Below are 25,180 nucleotides of genomic sequence, written 5' to 3'. Positions count from 1 at the left end.
CACGACGGCACGCCCACCCGTCGGACGCGGATAGCCGACAGCAGTCCGACACGACACGCTGATCACCACACCCACCGGACACGAACACCGATCCCGCGCGCCCGCGCGGGCTGATCAGGCGGCGGCGTGACCGGCGTGCGCCGAGGAGGCGGTGACGACCATGTCCTCCGCCTCGGCCCAGGCCTGCGCGCGCACCGGATCGATGTGCGTCAGGATCGTCGCTGCCGCAGCGGTTCCCGCTTCGTGCGCGATCACCCGCACGGCCGCGTGGTCGGAATGTGGGCGCGCATCGAACGGGCTACGCGGGAGACGGGCCACGTCGTCCTCCGTCACGACGGCACATGCCCACCCGGCCGGGATCTCGACGGCCCGCAGCCCCGCCGCAGCGTCGAGTCGCCAACCCCCGAGCGGGGGATGGCCGGCGGTGGCGGTCACGCCGGCCACGCTGACCATCACCCCGCACTGCAGACGGTCGGCGATGCGGTGGGCGGCGCGATCGGCGAGGAACGCACGGCCCGTCGACACCAGTTCCAGCCGCACGTCCGCGGGGACCTCCAGGATGCCGCCCGACAGACGCGGGCGGTGCCAGACGGGCGCCACCTCGGACGACGTGATGACGACCGGCGCGGATCCGTCGCCGGAGAACCGCATCCGGGCGAGGAACCGGTCGTCGGGGATGCTGCTGCGGCGCACCGCCTGCGTGGCGCCGTCGGTGATGTCGGCGAAATAGAGGGCGCGCGCCACGATCTGTTCCATCACCGCGCTGACCAGCACCGGCGCCCCGGCGGCGACATCGACGGCGTGGATCTCGGCTCCGGGTCGGCTGCGGTCGACGGTGAGCTCGATGTTGCGGGCGTGGCGAGCGGCGTCACGCACGGCGGATTCGAGCGACGAGGGCTCGGTGACCGACACCGCGATGTCGGTTCCGAGACCGGAGAGATGTGCGGTGGCGATCATGGCGGGCTCCTGGGGTTGCGGTGCTGATGGAGACCACCGTGATCCGCGAACCTGGACGCCGACTGTGAGCCGACCGAGAACCGCTTGTGACCCGGAGGATCAGAGCGTGAGGTAGCCGTACCCGTGGTGCCGGACGAAGCCGAGGCGGCGATACAGCCGGATCGCGGCGGCGTTGTCCTGCTCGACCTGCAGATAGGCCCGCTCGCAACCGGTCTTGCGCGCGTCCTGCATCAGGGCGGTGACGACCGCGGTCCCGACCCCGTGGCCGCGGTGGTCGGGATGCGTCCGGAGGCAGGACAACCCGAGCCAGGTCGGGGCCGCCTCGGTGGACCGGGTGATCGCGCCCCGTCCCGTCGCGACGAGCGTCCCGTCGACCGTCACCGACGCGAACAGGAGCGTGCCGTCGACGACGGCTGACAGGACATCGGCGGCCACCGCGGGGTCGACGACCTCGTCGCGATGACCGATCACCGCGGCGAGCCAGTCGTCGGTCGGGGTGGTCGAGACGTCCACGAAGACAGCGGGATCGGGACGAACCGACAGGATGTCACGCGTCATCACCGCCACGCGGACACCGTCGGGCACAGCGCCGGCGGGAAGAACCCGGTCCACGGCCGCGATGGTCGTCGGCAGTCCGTGGTCGTCGTACCACCGCCGGATCACCGAGAGAGTCGCCACGTCCGCGGTCACACCGAAGGCCAGGGGCACGGCCGAGTTCGCGCGCCGCGACCAACCACCACCGGCGCGCAGCAGCCATCCGTCGACGGTCTCCCGATCGGTGCCGGGCCATCCGTGGGCGGCCGCGGTCTCGAGCTCGCGGATCTCGCTGGTGCGCACCGCGCGGTCGGGGAGGACACGCACCGACAGCACCAGCGCAGCGGGGATGGAAACCTCCTCGCCGTCACGGCGGACGACGATCGCGGTGTCGTCCGCGGACACCAGGACGCCGGTGACGTCGGTGCGGGTCGCCGACGGGTCGCGGCGCCAGTCACCCGGCGCGCCGTCGCCTTTGGCGAACCGCACGACCACCCGGTCGCCGGGTGCGCCGTCGACGGGGGAGGTCACTCGTCGGGGTCGTCGTGGCCGAACGGGTCGGGGTCCTCGCCCGGCGTCCACGTGAGGCCCGGTGTGCCCCAGCCGTTGCGCTTGATCGCCTTCTTGGCGGCGCGCGCGTTGCGCCCGACGAGGACGTCGACGTAGAGCTTGCCGTCGAGGTGGCCCGTCTCGTGCTGCAGCATCCGGGCGAAGAAGCCGGTTCCCTCGACCACGATCTCTGCACCGGTGCGGTCGACGCCGGTGACGCGGGCCCAGTCGGCACGTCCGGTGGGGAACTGCTCGCCCGGCACCGACAGGCAGCCCTCCTCGTCGTCGTCGGGATCCGGCATGGTCTCGGGGATCTCGGACGTCTCGAGGACGGGGTTGATCACCTCGCCGCGCTGGCGGGTGGAGGCGCGCGTCTCACCGGAGGGGCAGTCGTAGACGAAGAACCGCTTGCCGACGCCGACCTGGTTGGCGGCGAGACCGACACCGTGGGCGGCGTCCATCGTCTCGAACATGTCGTCGATGAGGGCCACCACGTCGGCGGGGGGCTTGCCGTCGGCGTCGAGTTCCACCGGGGCGGTGGGCTCGTGCAGCACCGGCTCGCCGACGATGCAGATGGGGAGAATCGCCATGCGCGAGAGATTACTCGGCACATCCGGGGTCGACGCCCGGCACGTTGCACCCGGGAATCCCGGCCCGACCGTGATTAGATACTCCGTGAAACACATCGATGTAACTCACCCGGCGACCCGTCGTCGGGATCGGGGCGACATGCGAGTCGGCGCAATCGGTGTGGTGTCAGCAGCAGGTACCTCGAGGGAGCGAGATGGACGGCGCAACCGCGCGTAGCCAGAAGGGGTCGGGGCGACCGGCAGACCAGGCCTCCCCATCCGACACGACCACAACCGACGGGCAGACGGTCGACGCGAACGCCGTCGGAGCCGACGGGCTGACCCGTCGCGAACACGACATCCTCGCCTTCGAACGCCAGTGGTGGAAGTACGCCGGCGCGAAGGAAGAGGCCATCAAGGAGCTCTTCGGTCTCTCGGCGACCCGGTACTACCAGGTGCTCAACGCGCTGGTCGACCGTCCCGAGGCGCTCGCCGTCGATCCGATGCTGGTGAAGCGTCTCCGCCGTCTGCGTGCGAGCCGTCAGAAGGCCCGGGCCGCGCGGCGCCTCGGCTTCGACATCACCTGATCTCGTAGAGTGGCGCCCGTGATGACGCCGGAACGCGACTCCGATCGCCTGCCCCTGCGCGCCGGCGCGATGCTCCTGTTGGCCGTCGCGGTCGTGTTCGTCGGACTCGGATGGCACTCCGCGGCGAGTTCCGGCAACAGCCCCGAGGCCGATCTGCGGGCGGCGGCCGCCTCCGAGTCGACGGCGCCGAGCACGTCCGGCGCACCGTCGTCGACCACCGCTGCGAGCAGCGGTTCCCTCGCCCCGAGCGCGGCGGGTGAGAGCAGCGCATCCACGTCCGGTCCGCTGGTCTGCGTGTACAACGCCGGCACCATCACCGGACTGGCCGTCGAGGTGACCGACGCGTTGAAGGCGAAGGGGTACCGCACCAGCGCCCCGGGGAACCTCTCCACCTCGAGCATCACCGAGAACACGGTGTTCTATACCGCGTCCCAGCGTGCGGAGGCCCAGAAGGTCGCCTCCGATCTCGACGGCGGGGCCAGCATCGACGCGCGTCCGTCGGCGTTCACGCAGTGTCGCGGCGGCATCGCGGTCGTCGTCCTCACCCGCTGACCCGCACGGGCCGCGCAGGTGGGTGGCCGGGAGACCCGGGTGCGACCGATATGATTCCCGGGACACGATCCGGCCAGGCCCGGCGCCCGCACCAGAGGGAGACCCACCAGCGATGACGTTCCAGCCGACCACCCGCCGCACCGTCCGCCGCGTCGTCGCGGCCATGGCCTCGGCGGCCGCCGTCGGCGCCGTCGTCGCGGGCTGCAGCCCCGACGAGCAGCCGTCGTCCACCCCCGGCACCACCCCGGCCGTGATCACCGGAGACCAGGCGCCCGGCGGGCTGGGCGAGGGCGAGTCCGGCGGATCGGTGTCCGCGTCGCAGCAATCCGGATCCGAGGGGTCCTCGGGCAGCTCCTCGAGCTCGGGTCTGACCGCATCGCTCATCTCGCCGTCGGGAGCGCAGGTCGGCTCCGCGAAGTTCACCTCGGCGGGATCGAACGCCGTCCGCGTCGACGTCACCGTGACCAGCGGCGTCACCCCCGGGTTCCACGGCATGCACATCCACTCCGTCGGCAAGTGCGAGAACAACTCCACCGCCCCGACCGGTGGCGCCCCCGGCGCGTTCCTGTCCGCCGGCGGACACCTGCAGGTCGACGGCCGCACCGGTCACCCCTCCAGCGGTGACCTCGTGTCGATCCTGGTCGACGGCAACGGCCGCGGCGAGACGGTGACCACCACCGACGCGGTGTCGCTCAGCGACATCACCGGCAAGGCGATCATCATCCACAGCGGTCCCGACAACTTCGCCAACATCCCCACCCGGTACGCGCCCGCTCCCGACAGCGAGACGCTCTCCACGGGTGACGCCGGCTCGCGCGTGGCCTGCGGGGTCATCGGACAGGGGTGACCACCCCCGCGGCGGGCGGCGCTCGCGTGCCCGTGGAGCACATCGAGTTCGTCGGCTCGCCCGCCCCGACCATCGGGGTGGAATGGGAGTTCGCCCTCGTCGACAAGACGACCGGTGAGCTCTCGAACTCCGCGGCGGATCTCTTCGAGAAGGTCGTCGCCCACGGCGACCCCACTCTCGAGCAACGCGTGCACCGAGAGTTGTTGCGCAACACCGTCGAACTGGTCACCGGCGTCTGTGCGACGACCGGCGACGCGGTCGCCGATCTGCGGTCGACCCTGCGGGTCGTGTCGGGGATGGCCGACGAAATCGGTGTCGACCTCTTCGGCGCGGGAACCCATCCCTACGGCGAGTGGTCCACCCAGCAACTCACCGACGCACCGCGCTACGCCGAACTGATCGAGCGCACCCAGTGGTGGGGACGTCAGATGCTCATCTGGGGTGTCCACGTCCACGTCGGCATCGACCGGCAGGAGAAGGTCCTCCCGATCGTCAACGCGCTGTTGGCCTTCTACCCGCATCTGCTGGCGCTCTCGGCGTCGTCCCCGATGTGGTCCGGCACGGACACCGGCTACGCCAGCAACCGGGCCATGATGTTCCAGCAGTTGCCGACCGCGGGTCTGCCGTTCCAGTTCTCGACGTGGGATCAGTTCGAGGGGTTCGTCGCCGACCAGAAGACCACCGGCATCATCGACCACATCAACGAGGTGCGCTGGGACATCCGCCCCTCCCCCCGGCTGGGGACCGTCGAGGTGCGTGTGTGCGACGGGATCTCGACGCTGGCCGAGCTCGGCGCGATCGTCTCGCTGATCCACTGCCTCGTCGTCGATCTCGACGAGCGCTGGACCGCGGGCACACTGCCGCGCGAGATGGCGCCGTGGCTGGTGCAGGAGAACAAGTGGCGGGCGGCGCGCTACGGCCTCGACGCGGTGATCATCACCGACGCCGACTGCACCGAACGCCTCGTCACCGACGACCTCGCCGACATCGTCGAGCGGTTGTCGCCGATCGCCGAACGCCTCGGGTGCAGCGAGGAACTCGCGTCGGTGCTGACGATCGCGTCGGGCAAGGGCTCCTACCAACGCCAGCGGGCGGTGCTGGAACGCACCGGCAGCATGTTCGACGTGGTCGCCGCCGTGGTCGGCGAGCTCGACCGCACCTGACGAGGCGTCAGGCCGACGGGCGGGTCGCCTGCTGCTCGAGCTCGAGGGCGAGCAACGCGATGTGGGCGCGCGAGATGCCCTCCGGCAGAGCGAGATCGATCCCTGTGGTCTGGGTGATCCGGCGCAGTCGGTAGTCGACGGTGTTCGGGTGGATGTGCATCCGGCGGCCGGTGCCCTTGCGGTTCAGCCCGGTCTCGAGGTGCACCCGCAGCGTCTCGAGCAGCTCGGGGTGGTTCTCCAACGGCGACAGCGTCGCCGCGAGGTGATCGCGGGCGGGACCGGGGCGCGTGATCTGGTACTCGATGAGCAGGTCCTGCATCTGGTACAGACCCGGCGGGCGCCGGATGGCCCGCACCAGGTCCATCAGCTCCTGCGTCTCCTCGGCCATGTTCGGGATGGTGTCCGTGGACCCCACCGCCTGCGTCGCGATGATCGGGGCCTCGGCGGTCGCGCTGAGCTCCTCGAGCAGAGCCCCGGTCAGGCGCGGCATGTCCCCGTCGGCGGGGACGAGGATGGTGCCGCCCTTGTTCGACAGCAACGTCAGCGCCCGGCCGTTGAACATCGAGGCGAGCGTCGACTGCACCCGCCGCAGCTTGCGTCGAGCGGCGATCTTGGTGTTCACCCGCGGGTCGAGCTCGTCGGGATGCGGCGCGATCGCCATCGAGATCACCTGGTACGACTGCGCGACCGGCAGACCGGTCTGTCGTGCGACGGCCGACGCGGTGTGACCGGACAGCAGTGCCGACATCAGGGTCTGCGTGGCCGAGTGGTGCTGGCCGGCGACGAGGTGGTGCTCCTCCACGTACGCGGTCGACACGGCCACGGTGAACGTGTCGAGCAGGGCCATGACCAGGCGGAACCCCGACATCAGGTCGGGGAGGTCGTCGGCCGACGCCTGGGCCGCGATGAGGTCGAATCCGACCTTGATGCCCTCGTGGTACGTGTGGATGATCGTGTCGAGCGGGACGCCCTCGCGGGCCCACTGGGCCGCCGCCTCACGCAGCTGCGCGAGTTGCGCCTCGTCGGGGAGCGTCTGCTGGTCGAGCACCTCGATGGCCATCCGCAGACAGGTCTGCGTGACCGCCGTGACGTCGCCATGCAGCTGCTCGCCGGGCAACGTGTGGCAGGGCGCCACGTTGTCGGCGAAATGGCCGACGAGCTGCGTCGCGAGCTTGTTGATGTCGGCGAGAGACCGGGATGCCGGCCGTCCTGCGACGGTGATGGTCAGCCCCCCTGGGCGCGTGACCTCGGCGGAATCATTCGACATGACGATGGAGCCCTCCCCGATCAGCGTCGCGTGTCCCCCACAGAGCGCGACGTTACTGTGACGAGAACCATAACGGATATGTGCGTTTGGACGAAAGCTACCGAGCGATCCTTCGGTGCGCGCCGGGGCGTCGCCGCCGTCGGCGACGAGTCGCTCAGGACGTGGAGTCGTCGGCGTCGCGCACCCGTTGTTCCTGGTATGCGAGGCGGCCGATCCTGTGCGCGACGACGGGCGCGGTCGCGAGGGCGAAGAGTCCCGACAGGACCAACATGCCGAAGTCGACACTGCCCGACAGCCGGATCATCGCCGCGATCAGCACCAGCAGCAGCCCGAAGGTCTGCGGCTTGGTGGTCGCGTGCATCCGGGTGAGGGTGTCGGGGAAGCGCAGCACCCCGATCGCGGCGGTCAGCGCCAGCAACGAGCCGAGGAGCACCAGCACGGCGACGACGATGTCGGTGATCATCAGGAGTCCCCGTCCTTCTCGTCGAGTTCGTCGTCGGCTGCGATCGCGGCGCCCTGGTCGGCGTCGACGTCGGTGCCGACCACCGTCTCCGCCTCTCCGGGGTGATACGCGACCTCGTCGCGCGGGGGTTGCACACGCACGACGTCGTCGCGGACACGGAACCGGGCGATGGCGGCCGACCCGACGAAGCTCAGCAGGGCCAGCGCGACGACCGCGGGCACCACCGTCGAGTCGAGGCTGTAGGCCGCCCACCCGGCGAGGCTGCACATCGACAGCGCGATGAGTGTGTCCAGGGCGACGAGACGGTCCAGGGTGCCCGGGCCGGCGAGGATGCGGATCATCGTGATCGCGGCCGCGGCGAGGAGCATCGTCGCGGCGATCACCCACACGACGGTCATGTGCGGTCCTCTCCCCGGGTCTGCGCGGGTGTCCTGCGGGTCGGCGCGACGGGCAGCGGACGGTGGAACTCGTCGTCGAGACCGTGGTAGGGGCTGGGGTGCCATTCGCTGTCACGCTCGAACGCGCGCACGAACAGTCGTTCCACCGTCGCCATCTGCTTGTGGAAGTCGCGCACCTTCTTCTCCGACGACACGTCGATGAGGTGCACGTAGAGCAGGCGTCGGCGGTGATCGATCTCGACGACCATCGTGCCGGGGACGAGGTTGATGTAGTCGACGGCGAGCGTCAACACCATGTCGGACTTGATGGCGACGCGTGCACGCAGCACCGCGCTGAGGGGTGCGCGGCCCGGGCGGACCGCCAACCAGGCGACCTCGGCGCTGGACACGAAGAAGTCGCGGACGAGGTACAGCAGCAGGAGCAGCACGGTGCCGGGGTGGATCCGACCCTCGACCGGTACCCGCGGCAGCGGCAGGAGCACCAGGATCAGCACCGCGGCCAGCATGCCGCCGAGGATGTTGGCCCAGGAGAGGGTGCCCCACAGCAACACCCACACGAACGTCAGCCAGGCGATGGTCCAGAGTCGGACAGCGACCTCACGGCCGTCGGAGCCGAACCAGCGCAGCACGTGGATGCGGTTCTTCACCCAGACCACCGCGTGCGCGAGGTGCCACGCGACGAACATGAAGCTGACCCGCCATGCGTGGTGCAGCGATCCCCACACGCGACCCTTCGTGGGTGTCCCACCCATCGGACGGCTCATCGGGGACCCCCCAGCACGGCGGTCAGGTAGATCCCGCGGTCGCTGAGATCGGTGGCCGCCGTCGACGCGAAGTCGAAGATGGGGCCGGCCCACACCGTCAACACCAGTCCCGCGGCGACCATCATCATCGTCGGGACCACCATGCCGATGGGCATCCGCCCGACGTCGGCACGTTCGCCGAAGGCGATGTCGCCCTCCTCGTCGACCAGGGCGGACGGGCCTATGTCGGCGAGGTCGCCCTCGGGTGCGTCGGCGCGCGGACGCCAGAACGCCTTCGTCCACACCCGGGCCATGACGTACAGCGTCAGCAGGCTGGTGACGACCGACCCGGCGATGAGGATCCAGGCCAGCACGCTGCCGTCCTGCGTACCCGCCTCGATGAGTGCGACCTTGCCGATGAACCCGGAGAACGGTGGGATGCCGCCGAGGTTCAGCGCGGGGATGAGGAACAGTCCGGCCAGCAGCGGGCTGGCGGCGAGACCGCCCAGACGACGCAGGGACGCCGACCCGGCCTGTCGTTCGATGAGTCCCACGACGAGGAACAACGTCGTCTGCACGAGGATGTGGTGCGCGACGTAGTAGATCGCCCCGGCGAGACCGAACTCCGACGACAGCGCGACACCGAAGATCATGTAGCCGATGTGGCTGACCAGGGTGAACGAGAGCAGCCGCTTGATGTCGGCCTGGGCGATCGCACCGAGGATGCCGACCACCATCGTCAGCAGGCCCGCGACGAGGAGCACCGTGTCCATCGACCCACCCGGGAACAGCAGGGTGTGCGTGCGGATGATCGCGTAGACACCCACCTTGGTGAGCAGGCCGGCGAAGACGGCGGTGACCGGTGCCGGCGCGGTCGGGTAGGAGTCCGGCAGCCACGTCGACAGCGGGAAGACGGCGGCCTTGATCCCGAACGCGACCAGCAGGACCGCGTACAGCGCGGTGCGGGTTCCGTCGGGGACGTCCTGCAGGCGCACCGCCATCTCGGCGAGGTTCAGCGTGCCGGTCGCCGCGTAGGCGAAGCCGATGCCCGCGAGGAAGATCAGCGACGAGACCATCGAGACCATCACGTAGGACACGCCCGCGCGGACGCGGTCGGCGCTGGCGCCCAGCGTGAGCAGCACGAAGCTCGCCGCGAGCAGCACCTCGAACGAGACGAACAGGTTGAACAGGTCGCCGGCGAGGAAGGCGTTGCAGACGCCCGCGGTGAGCGCGAGGTAGGTCGGCAGGAAGATCGACGTCGGTTGCTCGCTGGTGCCGTCGCGGATGCCCTGCCCGACGGCGTACAGGACGACGCAGAGCAGCACGACGGTGGAGACCACCAGCATCAGTGCGGACAACTGGTCGACCACGAGGGTGATGCCCAGCGGACCGTTGTCGGTGCCGCGGGCGTCCCACCCGCCGACGTGCAGCGCGTAGGTGCCGTGCCTGTCGGTCAGGTAGAGCAGCAGACACGACGCGACGAACGCCCCGCCGATGGCCAGGATGGTGACCGCGCGTTGGACGCGGGGGCTGCGTCCCATCACCAGGGTCGACGCGGCGCCGATCAGGGGCAGCAGCGTCGGCAGCACGATGAGCGTCGCGAACCACGACGTGTCGGGGGTCATCGGGCCCCGTCCTCGTGTGACTGGCCCTTCTGCGACTGGTCCTCGTCGAGGAGGGCCTCGTCGTCGATGAGGTCGTCGTTGTCGGAGTCGGTGTCCTCCGGCATGAGGTCGGCCTCGATGCGGCTGCGCTTGCGTTCACGGATCTCGTCGACGGACAGCGGGTTGCCGTCGTCGTCGAACATGTCGCCGACCTTGGTGTCGACGCCGGTGAGGGGGTCGTCGCTGCGGTCGCGGTCGGGGGCGTCGGATAGCGACTGCGCGCCGACCTTCACGTCCTCGGGATCGTCGTCGACCTCGTCGTCGGTGTTGATGACGAAGGAGCGGTAGGCCAACGACAGGACGAAGGCGGCCACGCCCATCGTGATGACGATCGCCGTGAGCACCATGCCCTGCGCCAGGGGGTCGGCGTCGCCCGAGCGGTTGTCGCTGGTGCGCCCGTAGATCGGCGGGTTCCCCATGCTGCCGGCGAGCACGATGATCATGAGGTTGATCGCGTTGCCGACGAGCAGCAGGCCCAGCAGCATCCGGATGAGGCTGCGCTCGAGGAGCATGTAGACGCCGCAGGCCGCGACGAGTCCGACGACGACGAGCAGTCCGAGGTTCACCGGTGAGGGGTCGAGGTTCATCGGCTCGTCGCCACCTCGGTGGTCTCACCGGGCTGTGCGTTGGTCGCGGTCTCCTCGATGTCGAGGCGGGCGCCGAGGCTCCGCAACACGTCGAGCACGAGTCCGACGACGATGAGGTAGACGCCGAGGTCGAAGAAGAGTGCGGTGACGAACTTGATGTCGCCGAGCACCGGCAGCGTGATCTCGATGGTCGCCGAGGACAACGCGGGTGCGCCCATGAGCACCGACGCGATGGCGGTCCCGGCGGCGAACGCCAGTCCCACACCGAGGACCCGGCCGGCGTCGAACGGGATGGTCTCGCCGAGTTCGTATCGACCACCCGCGAGGTAGCGCAGCACCAGGGCCATGCCCATGGTGAGGCCGCCCGCGAAACCGCCGCCGGGGGAGTTGTGGCCGGCGAAGAAGAAGTAGATGGACAGCACCACCATGGTCGGGAAGATGAGTCGGGTGGTCGCCTCGAGCACCATCGACCGGTGCCGGGGGTCGCGCAGTTCGCTGCCGCGCAGCCAGGTGGTGCGCGCCAGCGGCATCGGGGGCTCGGCGGGCGTGGGTGCCTCCGAGCCGTCGACGGTGGACGGGTCGGCACCCTGGTGACGGGCGGCGTCGGCGACCCGCGGCGCGGAGCCGAATCGCCGGTGCCGGAACACCATCGACGCGACACCGGTCGCCGCGACGAGCAGGACCGAGATCTCGCCGAGGGTGTCCCACGCGCGGATGTCGACGAGCAGCACGTTGACGGCGTTCGCGCCGTTGCCGAGTTCGTATGCGGCCTTGGGCAGGTCGGCGGCGACGCCGGGCCCGGAGCGGGCGGCGGCGGCGAACAGCCCGATGATGACGAGCAGGGCGCCGAACGCCAGGGCGATGAGGATGCGCAGCGGACGGAACCCGGTGAGGTGGCGCTTCTCGGTCTCGGCGGGCAGCTTGCGGAGCACGAGCACGAAGATGACGAGGCTCAGTGTCTCGACGAGGAACTGGGTGAGCGCGAGGTCGGGCGCACCGTAGAACGCGAAGATCATGCCGCAGCCGTACCCCGTGACGCCCACGATGAGGGTGGCCGCGAGACGGTTGCGCAGGATGGTCGCCGCGAACGCCGCGGCGATCATGATGGCACCGATGACCACCTGGACGGGCGAGTCGAAACCGGCCACCTCCAGGCGGTTCCGGTTGCCCAGGAACAGGGCGGCCAGCGGGGTGATGATCAGCGTGACCATGACGACGCCCTGGGTGACGGGCAGCGAACCGGTCTGGGTGACGCGCGTCAGTGCGAGCGAGGCGACGTCGGCGCCGCGCAGCACCGCGTCGTAGATGCGGTCGGCGTTGCCCAGCGGCGGGGTGGTGAAACCGAGACGACGGCGACGGGCGCGCAGCACCACGAACGTGGTGACACCGCCGACGATCACCACCGCGGTCAACCCGAGGGCGGGTGTCAGACCGTGCCAGATGGCGAGGTGCTCGATCTCGTGGCCGTGCGCGGGCAGCGTCGACGCGTACCGCTCGAGGATGTCGCCGAGCGGGGACGCGAGGAACCCGGCGACGACACCGGCGACGGCCAGGACGGCGGCGGGCGCCTGGAAGGCGAGTGAGGGACGGTGCATGCGGGCGACTGCGGCACTCGGGGTCGACTGCACCTTGCGCCCGAAACCGCCCCACAGGAAGCGCACCGTGTAGGCCATCGTCAGCACCGACCCGACGACCACGACGGTGGTCAGGACGCCGCCCTCCCAGCCGCCGACACCGTCGTAGTCCAGCAGCGAGGCGAGCGCCGCCTCCTTGCCGACGAACCCCATCGTGATCGGCAGCCCGGCCATGCTGGCGCCGGCGAGCACGGCGACGACGGTCAGCCCGGGCATGGCCGATCCCAGTCGGGCGAGCTTGCGGACGTCGCGGGTACCGGTGGAGTGGTCGATGACGCCGACCACCATGAACAGCGACGCCTTGAACAGGGCGTGGGCCACCAGCATCGCGAGACCCGCCAGCGCCACGTTCGCATCGCCCACGCCGACGAGCACCATGAGGAAGCCGAGCTGGGACACGGTGCCGAAGGCGAGGATCAGCTTGAGATCGAACTCGCGCAGCGACCGCCACCCGCCGAGGATCATCGTGAGCCCGCCGAGCCCGACACAGAGGATCTGCCAGGCGAGCAGGTCGGAGTAGCCCGGTGCCAACCGGGCGATCAGGAAGATGCCGGCCTTCACCATCGCGGCCGCGTGCAGGTAGGAGCTGACCGGGGTGGGGGCGGCCATAGCGCCGGGCAACCAGAAGTGGAACGGCACGATGGCGGACTTGCTCAGCGCGCCGATCACGATCAGCACCACCGCGACGGTGACCGCCGTACCCGTCGGTGGCGACGCGATCACGTCGGAGAGGAGGTAGCTGCCCGCGCGCTCGCCGAGGACGATGATGCCCGCGAGCATCGCCAGGCCACCCGCGGTGGTGACGAGCAGGGCCTGGGTGGCGGCCCGGCGGGACGTCGCGCGCTGGGCGTAGAACCCGACGAGCAGGAACGAGAGGACCGTGGTGGCCTCCCAGAAGATGTACAGCACGATCATGTTGTCGCTGACGACGAGCCCGAACATGGCCGCGGCGAACGCGACCATCTCCCCGCCGAAGCCGGCGACCCGACGGCGGACGTCGCTGAAGTACTCCGCGCAGTAGCAGAGCACCAGCGCACCGACACCGAGGACCAGCACCGACATCACCGCGGCGAGGGTGTCCATCCGCAGGTCGATGTCCATGTGCAGGGCGGGCACCCAGGAGATGCGTTCGGTCCAGGGTGAGTCGTCGGTGGGCCACCTGCTGATCACGACGACGGTGGCTGCCGCGGGGGCCAGCGCGAGGACGTAGAAGCCCCGTCGACCGAGCCAGATGATGATCGCGGGTGCTGCGGCGGCCGTGGCGACCAACGCGAGCAGAATGGCGATCACGGGCACTCCGTCTTGTCCGGCATGGGCGGGGTGTCACGGACCGCGCAGGCCTACGCCGCTGCTCATCCGCGGTGTCGACTCTACCGGGCGTGTCCGTTTGCGGCCGTCCCGGCCCGGAGGGCCCCGAGGTCCCGGCCCGGAGGGCCCCCGCTGTCCCCACCCGGAGCGCGGCCGTCGCAGCCGGTAGGTTGCCTGCGAACGAAGGGACACCATGAACTCCTTGTCGACCCCCGCCCCCCGACGGGCCCGCCACCGGTCAGCGCCGCGCGTGGCGGCGGTGGTGATCGCGGTCCTCGCCGTCTGCGGGCTCCTCGGCGCGTGCGGTTCGGGATCGGACTCACCGGCGGGCCCGGGGTCGCCGTCGGCGCTCGCGCTGCCGTCGGACTTCCCGAAGGACGACGTCCCGGTGCTCGACGGCCCGCTGCTGTCGGCGGGAGGCACCGCGGACGAGGGCTGGAACCTCACGGTGCAGGGCCCGGCCACCGCGACCACCGCCCTCGACGACGCCGTCGGCGACCTCACGAAGGCCGGCTACAAGGAGGTCCAGCGGACCACCGAGGGCGGCAACAAGGTGGTGGTGCTCAGCGCGACGAAGTCGGGGACGCTCTACACCGTCGAGGTCGGCAGCGTGGCGGGCGCCGCGGGTGGCGGGAACTCGGTGTTCTACCAGGTGTCGCGCGGCTGAGCTGTCAGGGCCTGCCCGGTCGGCGCAGACCGAGGCGCGCCTGCGACCGCACGGGTCGGTTGCGGTCGCGACCGCGGTCGGCACGGCGTTCCGCGCGCCGTTCGGCCGGCGCCTTGTCCCAGGTGTGTGGCCGCTTCGCCGTCCACCGGCTGGCCCGCCACGCGAACGGGATGTGGGCGAGGTAACCCACGATCAGCAGGATCATCAGGACGTACGGGAACGTCAGCAGCAGTGCGGCGGCCACCGCGACGAGGATGAGGATCCCGGCGACCTTGTGCGGGGGTACGGACACCGTCTTCACCGAGACGGTCGGCACCCGGCTGACCGCGAGCGCGGCGGTGACGAGCATCCACGCGCCCACGGCTGCGGTCGACGTCCACCAGCCCTCACCGAACTGCTTGTCGCACGCCACCGGCAGGAGCGCGATGATCGCGGCGGCGGGCGCGGGCACCCCCATGAAGTAGTCGCGCGTGTAGGTCGGTGCGCTGACGTCGTCGTCGAGGATGTTGAACCGGGCCAGCCGCAGCACGATCGCGCAGGCGAAGATCAGCACGATGATCCAGCCGGCGTCCTGACCGCGCAGCAACAGCAGGTAGACCGTCAGTGCCGGCACCACCCCGAAGTTGATGGCGTCGGCGAGGGAGTCGAGTTCGGCGCCGATCCGGGTGGTTGCGTCGAGCAGTCGGGCGATGCGTCCGTCGACGCCGTCGAGCAGGGCCGCCGCGGCGATCATGCCGACGGCGAGGTCGACGCGGCCGTCGAGCGCGAACCGTGCCCCCGACAGGCCGGCGCAGATGGCCAGGACGGTGAGGCCGGACGGGATGAGCAGTCGTCCGGCGGCGAGGTCGGGCACGCGGCGGTCGACGTCGGCCCGGCGGCCGTGTCGACGACGCAGGACGCTGCTGTCGGACCTGGGGCGACGGACCGTGCGGCGCGTCGCGGAGCCCGTCCGGGCGGGACGCTGCTGGGTCATCTACAACCTCGCCAGCACGGTCTCCGCGCCCACCGCGCGCTGGCCCGGGAGGACGGAGTGCTCGGTGCCCGCGGGCAGGTAGACGTCCACACGGGAGCCGAACCGGATGAGGCCGTAGGTCTCACCGAGTTCGACGCGGTCACCGGCCGACTTCTCGTTGACGATGCGACGGGCCAGCAACCCGGCGATCTGGACGACACCGACGTCGTCACCGGAGTCGGTGCGAATGTGCATGCAGGTGCGTTCGTTCTCGGCGCTCGCCGCGGGCAGGTCCGCGGAGAGGAACGACCCCGGTGTGTGCGTCACCGACACCACCTCGCCGCTGACCGGCGCGCGCTGCACGTGCACGTCGAGGACGCTGAGGAACGTGGAGACCCGGGGGAGCGGCGCGTCGCCCAGACCCAGCTCGGGTGGCGGGATCGCGACGTCGACGAGGGTGATCTCGCCGTCGGCGGGTGCGACCACGGCCCCGGTGGTGGTGGGCGGCACCCGCGAGGGGTGACGGAAGAACGCCGCGCACGCCATGGCGGTGGTGACCGCCGGCGTCCGGATCCAGCGGTGGCGGCGTCCGGCGACGGCGACCGCGGCCGGCACCGCGACGAACGGCAGACCGGCGGGATGCATCGGCGGCAGGGTGTGGCCGACAAGCTCGACGATGTGCGCGAGACCCTGTGTGTGCCGGGTGATGCGCCCGCGGTCGTCGAGGGGGGCACCCGGGACGGCGTCGGCGGGGAGGGCGGGCTTCGGGCGTCGTGCCACGTGCCTCGCACCGTCCCTTCGATCGGATGCGTCGTGTCACCGACGCGCTGTTGCGCCGTGTCGCCGACGCGCCTGTACGGACCGCCAGCCTAACGGCTCCCCGGGACGGGCGGGCAATCAGTCGTCGAGCAGGAGCACCTCGACGGCGGTGCCGCGGGCGACGTCGGAGGCCTCGGCGGGGATGTCCACCAGGGCGTTCGCGGAGGCGAGGTAGCGCAGGTGGTGCGACGACGGCGGCCCGATGGGGTGCACCTGCAGTCCGCCGCCGTCGGCGGGTTCGACGACACCCCGACGGAACTGCCGCTTGCCCGGGGGCGAGCGCAGATCGTCGGTGAGAACGGCCGTGGCGCGGCGACGATCCCGCGACAGACCCATCGCGTCCCGCAGGGGTGGGCGCACGAAGATCTCGAACGAGACCTGTGCGCTGACGGGGTTGCCGGGCAGCGTGACGATCGGCACCGACCGTCCCGAGGAGGAGGAGTACCGACCGCAGCCCTGCGGCATCCCGGGCTGCATCGCGACCTTGACGAACTCGACCTCGTCACGGGCGAGCGCGTCCTTGACCACCTCGTAGGCGCCGGCGCTCACGCCGCCGGAGGTCAGAACGAGGTCGGGTGGGTCGTCGGAGTCGACCACGCCGTCGAGGTGGGCGCGGAACTCGTCGACGTCGTCGGGCACGAAGTGCATGGCACTCGCGCGCGCCCCCGCGGCGGTGACGGCGGCACACAGCATCGCGCCGTTCGACTCGTGGATCTGCCCGTGCAGCAACGGTTGTCCGGCGGCCACCAGCTCGCTGCCCGTCGAGAGGACGACGACGTGCAGCCGGGGTGGGACGTCGACCTCGGCGACGCCGAGCGCGGAGAGCAGACCGATCTGGGGTGCGTGGAGCACGGTCCCGGCGGCCAGCGCGAGATCACCGGCGGCGATGTCGGAGCCGGCACGGCGGACCGACGTGCCGGCGTCCACGGCGCGGCGGATCGCGACGGTGGTGGTGCCGCCGTCGGTGTACTCGACCTGCACCACGGCGTCGGCGCCGTCGGGCATCGGTGCGCCGGTCATGATCCGGTGCGCGGTGCCCGGCTCGAGCGTCAGTTCGTCGGTCCGGCCCGCGGGGATGTCCGCGGCGACGGGAAGGACGACGGGCTCGTCGTCGGTCGCCGCGGCGACGTCGGTGGCGCGGACCGCGTAACCGTCCATCGCGGAGTTGTCGAAGCCGGGCAGCGCGATCGGTGCGGTGACGTCGTGGACGCAGGCACGTCCGAGCGCGTCGGCCAGTCGCACGCGCTCCGGTGGCCGCGCGGAGACGAGCGCCGCGACGACGCGGGCGTGCTCGGCGACGGGCCGTAAGGACTCACCGGGCCGGAGCGGGTGGTCGTGACCGCTCACGGTCGCGCGGTCCCGGTGGCCATCCCGCCGGCCATCCCGCGCAGGAAGAGTGCCTCCGACAGTGCTGTCCGCGCGATCTCGTCGGGGTCGACGCTCTCGTCGGCGGCATGGATGCGACACCGGGGTTCCTCCACGCCGAGGAGGGCGATCTCGGCGTCGGGGCTGATCTCCGAGAGCACCGTGCACAGCGGGATGGACCCGCCCTGGCCCGAACGCACGACGGGCGCGCCGTAGGCCTGCTCCATCGCGGCCGTGAGCGCCCGGTAGCCGGGGCCGGTGGTGTCGGCGGCGAACGGGGCGCCGACCGCCTCGGGTTCGACCGTGACCCGCGCGTTCCACGGGATGTGGGCGCGCAGGTGGTCGGCGAGGGCATCGCGGGCGACGATCGGGTCGACACCGGGGGGCACCCGCAGGTTCAGCATCGCCGCGGCGCGCGGGGCGATGGCCGACGCGGCCCCGGCGGTGGCGGGGGCGTCGAGCCCGATGACGGTGACCGCGGGACGCGCCCAGACCATGTCGGCGGGGGCGCCGGACCCGATCACGTCGACGCCGTCGAGCACCGTGGCGTCGGACCGGAACGTCTCGGGGTCGTACGGGGCGCCGTCGAACGTCGCGGTGGCCGGCAGGCCGTCGATGGTGGTGTCGCCCTCGGCATCCCGCAGGCTGGCGAGTCCGGCGATGAGGGCGGCGAGCGCGTCGGGTGCCGCACCGCCGAACTGGCCGGAGTGCACGCGCGATTCGAGGGTCTCCACGGTCACCTTCACGTTGACCACGCCGCGCAGGCTTGTGGTCAGGGTGGGGGTGCCGGCGGCGACGTTGCCGGTGTCGCAGATGAGGATGACGTCGGCGTCGAACAGGCTCGGTTGGTCGCGGGCGAGACGGTCGAGGCCTTCTCCGCCGGCCTCCTCGGAGCCCTCGACGACGACGCGGACGCCGCAGGGCAGGCCGTCGCCGTCGAGCGCGGTGAGCGCACGCAGGGCGGTGAGATGGGCGACGACGTTGCCCTTGCAGTCCGAAGCGCCGCGTCCGTACCAGCGGCCGTCGCGGTCGGTCAGCGTGAACGGCGGTGAGGCCCAGTCGGCGTCGTCGGCGGGCTGGACGTCGTGGTGGGCGTAGAGCAGGACGGTCGGCGAGCCCTCCGGCCCGGGGTGGTGCCCGATGACGGCGTGGCTGCCGTCGACGGTGCAGATCGACGAGCACGGCACACCGGCCTCGGTGAAGGCGTCGACCACCCACTGCGCCGCGTCGGCGCAGGCCTGTTCGCGGCCGGGGGCGCCGTGCACGGACGGGTGCGCGACGAGGGCGGCGAGGTCGGTGCGGGCTCGGTCCATCAGGTCGGCGACGAGCGGGGCGAGGGCCGCGTGGTCCTGGGTGCGATCGGCCGTGTCCGGCAACGGGGGCATGGGAGCCAGCATGCCAGGCGACGGGCGCGGTGCGACGGACTCTGGGGCCGACTAGATTCGAGCCATGACGGGGTTGTTGCTGGACATCGACGGGGTCCTGGTCACCTCATGGCGTCCGCTGCCCGGCGCCGTCGAGGCCCTCGACGCCCTCGAGCGTCGCGGGGTACCCCGGATGTTCCTCACGAACACGACGTCGCGGTCGCGACACCAGATCGCCGACGCGCTCACGTCGTGTGGGTTGCGGGTCGGCCCGGAGGAGATCCTGTCGGCGGCGCGGTTGACCGCGGAGTTCCTCGGGGAGGAGTACCCGGGTCGGCGGGTGTGGGTGCTGAACAAGGGGCCGATCGCCGAGGACATGTCCGGTGTCGAGATCGTCGACGGCCCTGACGACGACCCCGAGGTCGTCGTCCTCGGGGGTGCGGGCCCGGGCTTCACCCACGACGCCATGTCGCGGATCCTGCAGATGATGCTCGACGGCGTGCCCGTCGTCGCGATGCACCGCTCGATGACCTGGTCCACCGACGACGGCGTCAAGATCGACACCGGCGTCTACCTCGAGGGCCTGGAGAAGGCTGTGGGACAGGGGATCCGGGCCATCGGAAAACCGTCGCCCATCGGATTCCGTGCGGCCGTGGAGATGTTGGGGATGGAACCCACCTCGGTGGTGATGGTCGGCGACGATCTCCACAACGACGTGCTGGGCGCGCAGGCGTCGGCCCTGCAGGGAGTCCTGGTGCGCACCGGCAAGTTCCGCGCCGACGAACTCGACAAGGTCCTGGCCGACGAGTTCGGTCCCGTCCCCGACCATGTCATCGACTCGATCGCCGATCTGCCTGATCTGATGTCGCGACTCGGTTCCTGACGCCGCCGACGGGTCGTACGGTGGTCGGTGCGCGCGGGGACGTCCGCGGCGCCGAGAAGGAGGAGCCCATGGCGGGATTCAAGGACAAGTTCGACAAGGCCTACGAGGACAAGCCGATCGACGAGCTGGCCGACGCGCCGGTCGACGCGCTGCAGGGTGTCAGCCCCCGTCACGCCGAACTCCTCAAGGAGGCGTTCAACATCACCACCGTGAAGGACCTGGGCACCAACAAGTTCTTCCTGTGGGCGCAGGCGGTGTCGAAGCTCGCCGAGTGAGACCCCGGTCGGGCGCGGCGGGGGTGCGCCTCAGCCGCGCTCGGCCGCTGCCTTGATCTTCACGAGGGTCTCGCGCATGCCCTCTTCGAGTTCCGCGTCGAACGAGTCGGTGCCGCCCATGACGAGGTCGATGAGCGTCGACGAGACCTTGGTGGTCTGCCCGCCCGTGGCCTCACGCCGTTCGGTGAGACGGACGCCGGCGTCGGTCGGGGTGATCTCGAAGCCCCAGACGGTGCGGTTCTCGGTGATCCTGTAGGCGATCTGCTTGTTCGGCTCGAACCGCACCACCTTCGCCGTGGTCGGCCACACGAGCAGCCCCCGCTTGTTGACGTTGATCGTCCGGGCGCCGAGCTTGACCGTCCCACCCCGCACGATCACCTTGCGGCACTGCGGGCTCCACTCACCCATCCGCCCGAGGTCGGACACGATCGACCACACACGCTCGGGCGTGGCGGCGATCTCGGTGGACGTCTCGATGAGCGGGGCGGCCATGGGGTGACTCCTTCGTCGGGGAGACGTGAGTGTAACCGTCGGTACCCCACACCCCATGGCCCCCGGGGCGCTCAGATCAGCGTCAGCATGTCGTGATCGGCGACCGACTCCGCGAGCACCCGCAGGTGGTCGTCGGAGCCACCGAGCGTGTGCGCGATCGCCGTCAGCCGGCTCACGACGTGACCCACCGGGTACTCGGCGGTGAGGCCGATCCCGCCGTGCAGCTGGATGGTCTCCTGCCCGATGAGGCGGGCCGACCGGCAGATCTGCAGCTTCGCGCGCGATGCGGTGGCAGGGTCGACGTCGTCGTCGGCCAGTCGCATGGTGGCGTAGGTGCTGATGCTGCGGGCCAGTTCCAGCTCCACATACATGTTCGAGGCGCGGTGAGTCAGCGCCTGGAACGTCTTCAGCGGGACGCCGAACTGCTTGCGCGACTTCAGGTAGTCGGTCGTCTGGTTCAGGGCCTGCTCCATCGCGCCGACGGCCTCGGCGCACAGCAGGGTCTGCGTCACGACCTCGGTCTTGGTGATGACGGCGGCGGCGTCGTCCACGGCGAGCGCGGTGGCGGCCGCGCCGTCGAAGGTGATGCGTGCGGCGCGGCGACGATCGTGCGTGCGCAGCGGTGTGCGGGTGACGCCGTCGGCGTCGGCGTCGACGACGAACAGTGCGGGCGCCCCGTCGAGAGTGGCGGTGACGATGAACTTGCCCGCCACGTCACCGGCGAGCACCGGGCTCTTGGTGCCGGTCAGGGTGTGGCCGTCGCCGGACGCGGTGGCCGTGGTCGACAGCGCCGCGGTGGGCCAGCGGTCCCCGGGCTCGTCGTGGGCGTAGGCGAGCACCAGGTCGCCCCCGGCGAGTGCTGCGACGATCTCGCCGCGCAGTGCGTCGTCGGTGGCCGCGGCCAGGGCGACACCGGGGGTGGCCATGCCGGTGATGAACGGCTCGGGTGCCAGTGAGCGCCCGAATTCGCCTGCGATGACCGCGGTCTCGGCGAATCCGGCGCCGACACCGCCGTCCTCCTCGGTGAACGGCAGTCCGAGGATGCCGATCTCGGCGAGTGAGTTCCAGACGTCGGTGCTCCAGCCGCGATCGGTCGCGGCGACATCGCGCAGCTTCTCGACGTCGTAGGCGCGGCCGAGCACCTCGCGCGCGGTGTCACGCAGCAGTGTCTGCTCTTCGGTCAGTTCGAAATCCATGGGGGGACGACCCTCTCTCGTGGGTACGGGTGTGGGAGGTGAGCGGGGAGGGCGGCGGGTCAGAGCCCGAGGATCCCGGAGGCGATGATGGTGCGCTGCACCTCCGACGAGCCGCCGTAGATCGACACCTTGCGGGTGTTGAGGTACGTCGGCATGGCCAGGTGGGCCCACTCGGAGTCGTCGACGTCGGCGTCGAACACCGTCAGCGCGTCGTTGCCCGCGAGGTCGGTCATCAGCTCGGTGACGTCCTGGGTGATCTCGCTGCCCCGCAGCTTGAGCACCGACGACGCCGGGTTCGGCTTGCCGCCGGTCTCCGCGGCGACGACGCGCAGCTGGGTCAGCTCCAGCGCCAGCAGCGCGTTCTCGAGCTCGACGAAGCGGGCGCGCATGTGCGGGTCGTCGAGCAGGGTGCCGTTCGGGGTCGTGATCGACGCGGCGAGCTCCTTCGCCCGGGCCAGACGGATCTTGTTGTAGGAGACGCGGGCGATGCCGCCGCGCTCGTTCGACAGGAGGAACTTGGCGTAGCTCCAGCCCTGGTTCTCCTCGCCCACCAGGTTCTCGACGGGGACGCGGACGTCGGTGAACCAGACCTCGTTGACCTCGTGGCCACCGTCGATGAGCTGGATCGGGCGGCGTTCGATGCCCTCGGAGTTCATGTCGATGAGCAGGAAGCTGATGCCGGCCTGCTTCTTCGGCGCGTCGGGGTCGGTGCGGACGAGGCAGAAGATCCAGTCGGCGTACTGGGCCAGCGTCGTCCAGGTCTTCTGCCCGTTGACGATGTAGTGGTCACCGTCGCGCACGGCCTTGGTCTTCAGCGACGCGAGGTCGGAGCCGGCCTCAGGCTCGGAGAAGCCCTGGCACCACCAGATGTCGAGGTTCGCCGTCGCGGGCAGGAAGCGGTCCTTGATCTCCTGCGACCCGAACTGGGCGATCACCGGGCCGACCATGGCGGCGTTGAACGCCAGCGGCTCCGGGACGGCGGCCAGGTTCAGCTGGTCCTGCCAGATGTGGCGTTGCACCGGGGTCCAGTCCTTGCCGCCGTCGGCGACAGGCCAGTTCGGGACCGCGATGCCCTCCTCGTTGAGGATGCGCTGGGTCGTGATGATGTCGTCGGGGAAGTTCAGCGCGCCCTTGGCGGAGCGCTCGCGGATCTCCTTGGGGATCTTCGTGGTGAAGAACGTCCGCATCTCGTCGCGGAAGGCTGCCTCGTCGGGCGTGAGCTGCAGGTGCATACCTCTTTGATACTCCCGAGCAGCTCCGCCCGGAAGCACGACCCCGTCTCGACCGCCGGGCAGGAGGTCGCAGGTCGGCAACGACGAACCGGGCTCACGTCGCCGTCGGATGCGATGAGATGAGGTCCGGGGCCGACGAGAGAAGGGTGCGCGGATGTCCTTCGTCCTGGGGTTCGCGCCCTGGATCCTGTTCTGGGTGCTCGTGGGCAACACGGGCTTCGTCGTCGCCGTCGCGTGTGCGACCGGGGTCGCACTCCTGGCGACGACGGTCACCCGGGCCTCCGGGCGCAGGTGGCGGTCCCTCGACGTCGGGACCGCGGTCGTCTTCGTCGTCCTGCTGATCGCCGCGATCGCCCTCGACGACTCCGTGCTGGAACGCTGGTTGCAGCCTGTCGGCAACCTGGGGCTGTTCCTGGTCGCGCTGGTGGGGGTGCTCGTCGGCCGGCCCTTCGTGCGGGAGTACGCCGCGGACGCGGTGGACGACGTGACCGCCCGGACCGACGGGTTCCGCGCCGTCACGCTCGCGATGACGTGGATGTGGGTGGGCGCCTTCGCGGTGATGACCGCGGTGTCGTTCGTGCCGCCGATCGTCGACGGCAGCGCGACCGTCCGCGACGCCGACCGTCCGCTGTCCGTCGTCTGCTACTGGGTGATCCCGTTCGTGGTGCTGGGTGTGGCCGGGGCCGTGTCCGGCGCGTTCCCGCCCTGGTTCGACAGGCAGTCCGCGAAGGTCGCAGCACGAGCGGCGCCGGCGACGCCCGTCGATCAGCCCGCAGCCCCGCCGGACATCGCCGACGACACCGTGACACTGGAGTTGCCCGTGGCGACCCGCCACGACGAGCCGTTCGTCGTGACCGTCGCCGGCCTCGACCCCGACACGGATGTCGACCTGGAGTGCACGGGCGTCGACCTCGTGGGCCGACGGTGGGCGTCGCACGCCCGCTTCACGCCGACGTCCGACGGGACGGTCGACACCGGTCGCGACGCACCCCGCGACGGCGACTGGTCTGTCGCGGACCCTGCCGCGCCGATCTGGGCGATGCGGCCGGAGCCGGGTGGCGAGATGTTCGTCCCGCCCGCAGACGCCTGGACGGTGACCGTCACGGTGCGCCGGGACGGCCAGGACGTGGTGCGGCGCTCCGTCTCCCGATCCCACGCCGACGACGACGTGCGCGTTGAGGACGTCGAGCTCGGTGGTCGCGCCGCGGTGGTCGCCCGACCGGACGGTGATCGTCCGCCGGCGGGGTGGCCGGTCGTCGTGTGCTTCGGCGGATCCGAGGGCGGCGTCGACTCGCAGCGGTCGACCGTGGCGATGCTGGCCTCACACGGTCGCCTGGCCGTCGCCGTCTCATGGGTGGACGAGCCCACCGCGCCGGACGAGGCGACTGTCGTCGACATCCCGCTCGAACGGTTCACGCGTGCGATCACGGAGGCGTGCGCGCTGGACGACGTCAACCCGCTCAGTGTGGTGTGCGTGGGGATCTCGCGCGGGGCCGAGGGACTGGTGGCGGCGGTCGCGATGGCCGGCTCGGCGATCCGCGAGACCGTCCTCTCGGGGCTCGTGCTCGTGAGTCCCTCGTCGGTGAGTTGGCAGGCCGTCGGCCCCGACGGGGACATCCCGGACACGTCGTCGTGGCGGTGGTCGGGTGTCCCCGTGCCCGCGGTACCCGTCCCGACCGGACGCCTGATGCCGCAGCTGGTGGCGGAGGCCGCGACCGTCGGTCGCGACATCGACCGGGGGCGGCCGAGCCTGCTCCGCCTCTGGCCCGCCTACGCCGCGGGCCTCGACGCCGCGATCGTGGCGACCCCGTTGCCCGACGGACCGTCGTTGGGGTCCGATGTGCCCGTGCCGGTTCTGTGCATCGCCGGCGCCGACGACGCCCTGTGGCCGTCGGCGCGCATGGCGCACACCCTGGTGCAGGCTCGCCACTCCGACGACGACCGTCTCGTCGTGGTCCCGGGCGCCGGACACCTCATCCGGTTCGGCGAGTTCCCGACCGCTGCGCAGTGGACCGGCGGGATCGCGTTCGGCGGTGACCGCGTCGGTCAGGCGCTCGCGCAGCGCACGGCACGCGGCGAGGTGCTGGAGTTCCTCGCCCGCATCCTCGACTGA

24 protein-coding genes and 1 pseudogene are annotated in these 25,180 nt (G+C 71.0%); 8 read left to right on the top strand and 17 right to left on the bottom strand.

Annotated features, from left to right (window positions below; genetic code table 11):
• Window positions 1-114: 114 nt before the first annotated feature.
• From LX14_RS04435 to LX14_RS04425, 3 genes are all read right to left on the bottom strand, one after another.
• The gene (locus LX14_RS04435; protein WP_253646049.1) at window positions 115-957 is read right to left on the bottom strand and encodes an FAD:protein FMN transferase; all 843 of its coding nucleotides are present in this window, start codon (window positions 955-957) and stop codon (window positions 115-117) included.
• A gap of 99 nt (window positions 958-1,056) precedes the next feature.
• Window positions 1,057-2,022, bottom strand: a complete 966-nt coding sequence (locus LX14_RS20865) for an N-acetylglutamate synthase, CG3035 family (RefSeq protein WP_253646048.1) — start codon at window positions 2,020-2,022, stop codon at window positions 1,057-1,059.
• The gene (locus LX14_RS04425) at window positions 2,019-2,630 is read right to left on the bottom strand and encodes a peptide deformylase (protein WP_253646047.1); all 612 of its coding nucleotides are present in this window, start codon (window positions 2,628-2,630) and stop codon (window positions 2,019-2,021) included. The genes LX14_RS20865 and LX14_RS04425 overlap by 4 nt, the downstream gene beginning before the upstream one ends.
• A 194-nt stretch (window positions 2,631-2,824) precedes the next feature.
• Here LX14_RS04425 and napA point away from each other — a divergent pair, with 194 nt between their 5' ends.
• The 4 genes from napA to LX14_RS04405 all read left to right on the top strand — a co-directional run bounded on the left by napA (window position 2,825) and on the right by LX14_RS04405 (window position 5,758).
• The gene (napA, locus tag LX14_RS04420; RefSeq protein WP_253646046.1) at window positions 2,825-3,196 is read left to right on the top strand and encodes a nucleoid-associated protein NapA; all 372 of its coding nucleotides are present in this window, start codon (window positions 2,825-2,827) and stop codon (window positions 3,194-3,196) included.
• A 21-nt stretch (window positions 3,197-3,217) separates the two neighbouring features.
• Window positions 3,218-3,748 carry a LytR C-terminal domain-containing protein gene (locus LX14_RS04415; RefSeq protein ID WP_253647886.1) on the top strand — a complete coding sequence of 177 codons (531 nt, stop codon included), beginning with the start codon at window positions 3,218-3,220 and terminating at the stop codon, window positions 3,746-3,748.
• 112 nt (window positions 3,749-3,860) lie between these two features.
• A complete protein-coding gene (gene sodC, locus LX14_RS04410; protein WP_253646045.1) occupies window positions 3,861-4,595 on the top strand; it encodes a superoxide dismutase[Cu-Zn] in 735 nt (244 codons plus the stop codon).
• Between the two features lie 32 nt (window positions 4,596-4,627).
• The gene (locus LX14_RS04405) at window positions 4,628-5,758 is read left to right on the top strand and encodes a glutamate--cysteine ligase (protein ID WP_253647885.1); all 1,131 of its coding nucleotides are present in this window, start codon (window positions 4,628-4,630) and stop codon (window positions 5,756-5,758) included.
• A gap of 7 nt (window positions 5,759-5,765) precedes the next feature.
• Here the strand turns inward: LX14_RS04405 and LX14_RS04400 are convergent, their stop codons facing one another.
• The 7 genes and pseudogenes from LX14_RS04400 to LX14_RS04370 form a co-directional block, all read right to left on the bottom strand.
• Entirely contained in the window at window positions 5,766-7,025 is a 1,260-nt protein-coding gene (locus LX14_RS04400; RefSeq protein ID WP_253646044.1) for a PucR family transcriptional regulator, read from the bottom strand.
• Window positions 7,026-7,179: 154 nt separating this feature from the next.
• Window positions 7,180-7,488, bottom strand: coding sequence for a monovalent cation/H(+) antiporter subunit G (gene mnhG, locus LX14_RS04395; RefSeq protein ID WP_253646043.1), 309 nt, complete (start codon window positions 7,486-7,488; stop codon window positions 7,180-7,182).
• Window positions 7,489-7,631: 143 nt separating this feature from the next.
• Window positions 7,632-7,886: pseudogene (locus tag LX14_RS04390) on the bottom strand (monovalent cation/H+ antiporter complex subunit F); the annotation flags it as partial.
• On the bottom strand, window positions 7,883-8,650 hold the full coding sequence (locus tag LX14_RS04385) for a Na+/H+ antiporter subunit E (RefSeq protein WP_253646042.1): 768 nt from the start codon (window positions 8,648-8,650) through the stop codon (window positions 7,883-7,885). The pseudogene LX14_RS04390 and the gene LX14_RS04385, both read right to left, overlap by 4 nt.
• The gene (locus tag LX14_RS04380) at window positions 8,647-10,254 is read right to left on the bottom strand and encodes a Na+/H+ antiporter subunit D (protein WP_253646041.1); all 1,608 of its coding nucleotides are present in this window, start codon (window positions 10,252-10,254) and stop codon (window positions 8,647-8,649) included. The genes LX14_RS04385 and LX14_RS04380 overlap by 4 nt, the downstream gene beginning before the upstream one ends.
• Window positions 10,251-10,880: a Na(+)/H(+) antiporter subunit C gene (locus tag LX14_RS04375; RefSeq protein WP_253646040.1), complete on the bottom strand. Its 630-nt coding sequence runs from the start codon at window positions 10,878-10,880 to the stop codon at window positions 10,251-10,253. The genes LX14_RS04380 and LX14_RS04375 overlap by 4 nt, the downstream gene beginning before the upstream one ends.
• Complete coding sequence (locus tag LX14_RS04370) at window positions 10,877-13,804, bottom strand: Na+/H+ antiporter subunit A (RefSeq protein WP_253646039.1); 2,928 nt, start codon at window positions 13,802-13,804, stop codon at window positions 10,877-10,879. Before LX14_RS04370 ends, LX14_RS04375 begins: the two co-directional genes overlap by 4 nt.
• A 211-nt stretch (window positions 13,805-14,015) precedes the next feature.
• Between LX14_RS04370 and LX14_RS04365 the strand changes: the two genes are divergently transcribed.
• Window positions 14,016-14,489, top strand: coding sequence for a hypothetical protein (locus tag LX14_RS04365; protein ID WP_253646038.1), 474 nt, complete (start codon window positions 14,016-14,018; stop codon window positions 14,487-14,489).
• Window positions 14,490-14,493: 4 nt separating this feature from the next.
• Here LX14_RS04365 and LX14_RS04360 read toward each other — a convergent pair whose 3' ends face one another.
• The 4 genes from LX14_RS04360 to LX14_RS04345 form a co-directional block, all read right to left on the bottom strand.
• The gene (locus LX14_RS04360) at window positions 14,494-15,462 is read right to left on the bottom strand and encodes a CDP-alcohol phosphatidyltransferase family protein (protein ID WP_253646037.1); all 969 of its coding nucleotides are present in this window, start codon (window positions 15,460-15,462) and stop codon (window positions 14,494-14,496) included.
• Window positions 15,463-16,221 (bottom strand): phosphatidylserine decarboxylase, encoded by a 759-nt coding sequence (locus tag LX14_RS04355; protein WP_372505247.1) that lies wholly within the window; start codon window positions 16,219-16,221, stop codon window positions 15,463-15,465.
• A 117-nt stretch (window positions 16,222-16,338) separates the two neighbouring features.
• Window positions 16,339-17,607, bottom strand: coding sequence for a molybdopterin molybdotransferase MoeA (gene moeA / locus LX14_RS04350; protein WP_253646036.1), 1,269 nt, complete (start codon window positions 17,605-17,607; stop codon window positions 16,339-16,341).
• Window positions 17,604-19,010, bottom strand: a complete 1,407-nt coding sequence (locus LX14_RS04345; protein WP_301283157.1) for a dipeptidase — start codon at window positions 19,008-19,010, stop codon at window positions 17,604-17,606. The genes moeA and LX14_RS04345 overlap by 4 nt, the downstream gene beginning before the upstream one ends.
• A gap of 64 nt (window positions 19,011-19,074) precedes the next feature.
• Between LX14_RS04345 and LX14_RS04340 the strand changes: the two genes are divergently transcribed.
• Both LX14_RS04340 and LX14_RS04335 read left to right on the top strand, forming a co-directional pair.
• Window positions 19,075-19,872 carry an HAD-IIA family hydrolase gene (locus LX14_RS04340; RefSeq protein ID WP_253646035.1) on the top strand — a complete coding sequence of 266 codons (798 nt, stop codon included), beginning with the start codon at window positions 19,075-19,077 and terminating at the stop codon, window positions 19,870-19,872.
• A gap of 68 nt (window positions 19,873-19,940) precedes the next feature.
• Window positions 19,941-20,147 (top strand): hypothetical protein, encoded by a 207-nt coding sequence (locus LX14_RS04335; RefSeq protein ID WP_253646034.1) that lies wholly within the window; start codon window positions 19,941-19,943, stop codon window positions 20,145-20,147.
• A 30-nt stretch (window positions 20,148-20,177) separates the two neighbouring features.
• On the opposite strand, the gene LX14_RS04330 is transcribed toward LX14_RS04335, so the two are convergent.
• From LX14_RS04330 to LX14_RS04320, 3 genes are all read right to left on the bottom strand, one after another.
• Window positions 20,178-20,639 (bottom strand): SRPBCC family protein, encoded by a 462-nt coding sequence (locus LX14_RS04330; protein WP_253646033.1) that lies wholly within the window; start codon window positions 20,637-20,639, stop codon window positions 20,178-20,180.
• 71 nt (window positions 20,640-20,710) lie between these two features.
• Window positions 20,711-21,835, bottom strand: coding sequence for an acyl-CoA dehydrogenase family protein (locus tag LX14_RS04325; RefSeq protein ID WP_253646032.1), 1,125 nt, complete (start codon window positions 21,833-21,835; stop codon window positions 20,711-20,713).
• 59 nt (window positions 21,836-21,894) lie between these two features.
• Window positions 21,895-23,067 carry an acyl-CoA dehydrogenase family protein gene (locus LX14_RS04320; RefSeq protein ID WP_253646031.1) on the bottom strand — a complete coding sequence of 391 codons (1,173 nt, stop codon included), beginning with the start codon at window positions 23,065-23,067 and terminating at the stop codon, window positions 21,895-21,897.
• 154 nt (window positions 23,068-23,221) lie between these two features.
• Here LX14_RS04320 and LX14_RS04315 point away from each other — a divergent pair, with 154 nt between their 5' ends.
• Window positions 23,222-25,180: an acyl-CoA thioesterase/BAAT N-terminal domain-containing protein gene (locus LX14_RS04315; RefSeq protein WP_253646030.1), complete on the top strand. Its 1,959-nt coding sequence runs from the start codon at window positions 23,222-23,224 to the stop codon at window positions 25,178-25,180.

Origin of the sequence: Williamsia deligens (assembly GCF_024171765.1) — a bacterium.
GTDB lineage: Bacteria > Actinomycetota > Actinomycetes > Mycobacteriales > Mycobacteriaceae > Williamsia_A > Williamsia_A deligens.
The sequence above is the reverse complement of the archived record's forward strand: the minus strand, read 5'-3'. Positions and strand labels throughout refer to the sequence as shown.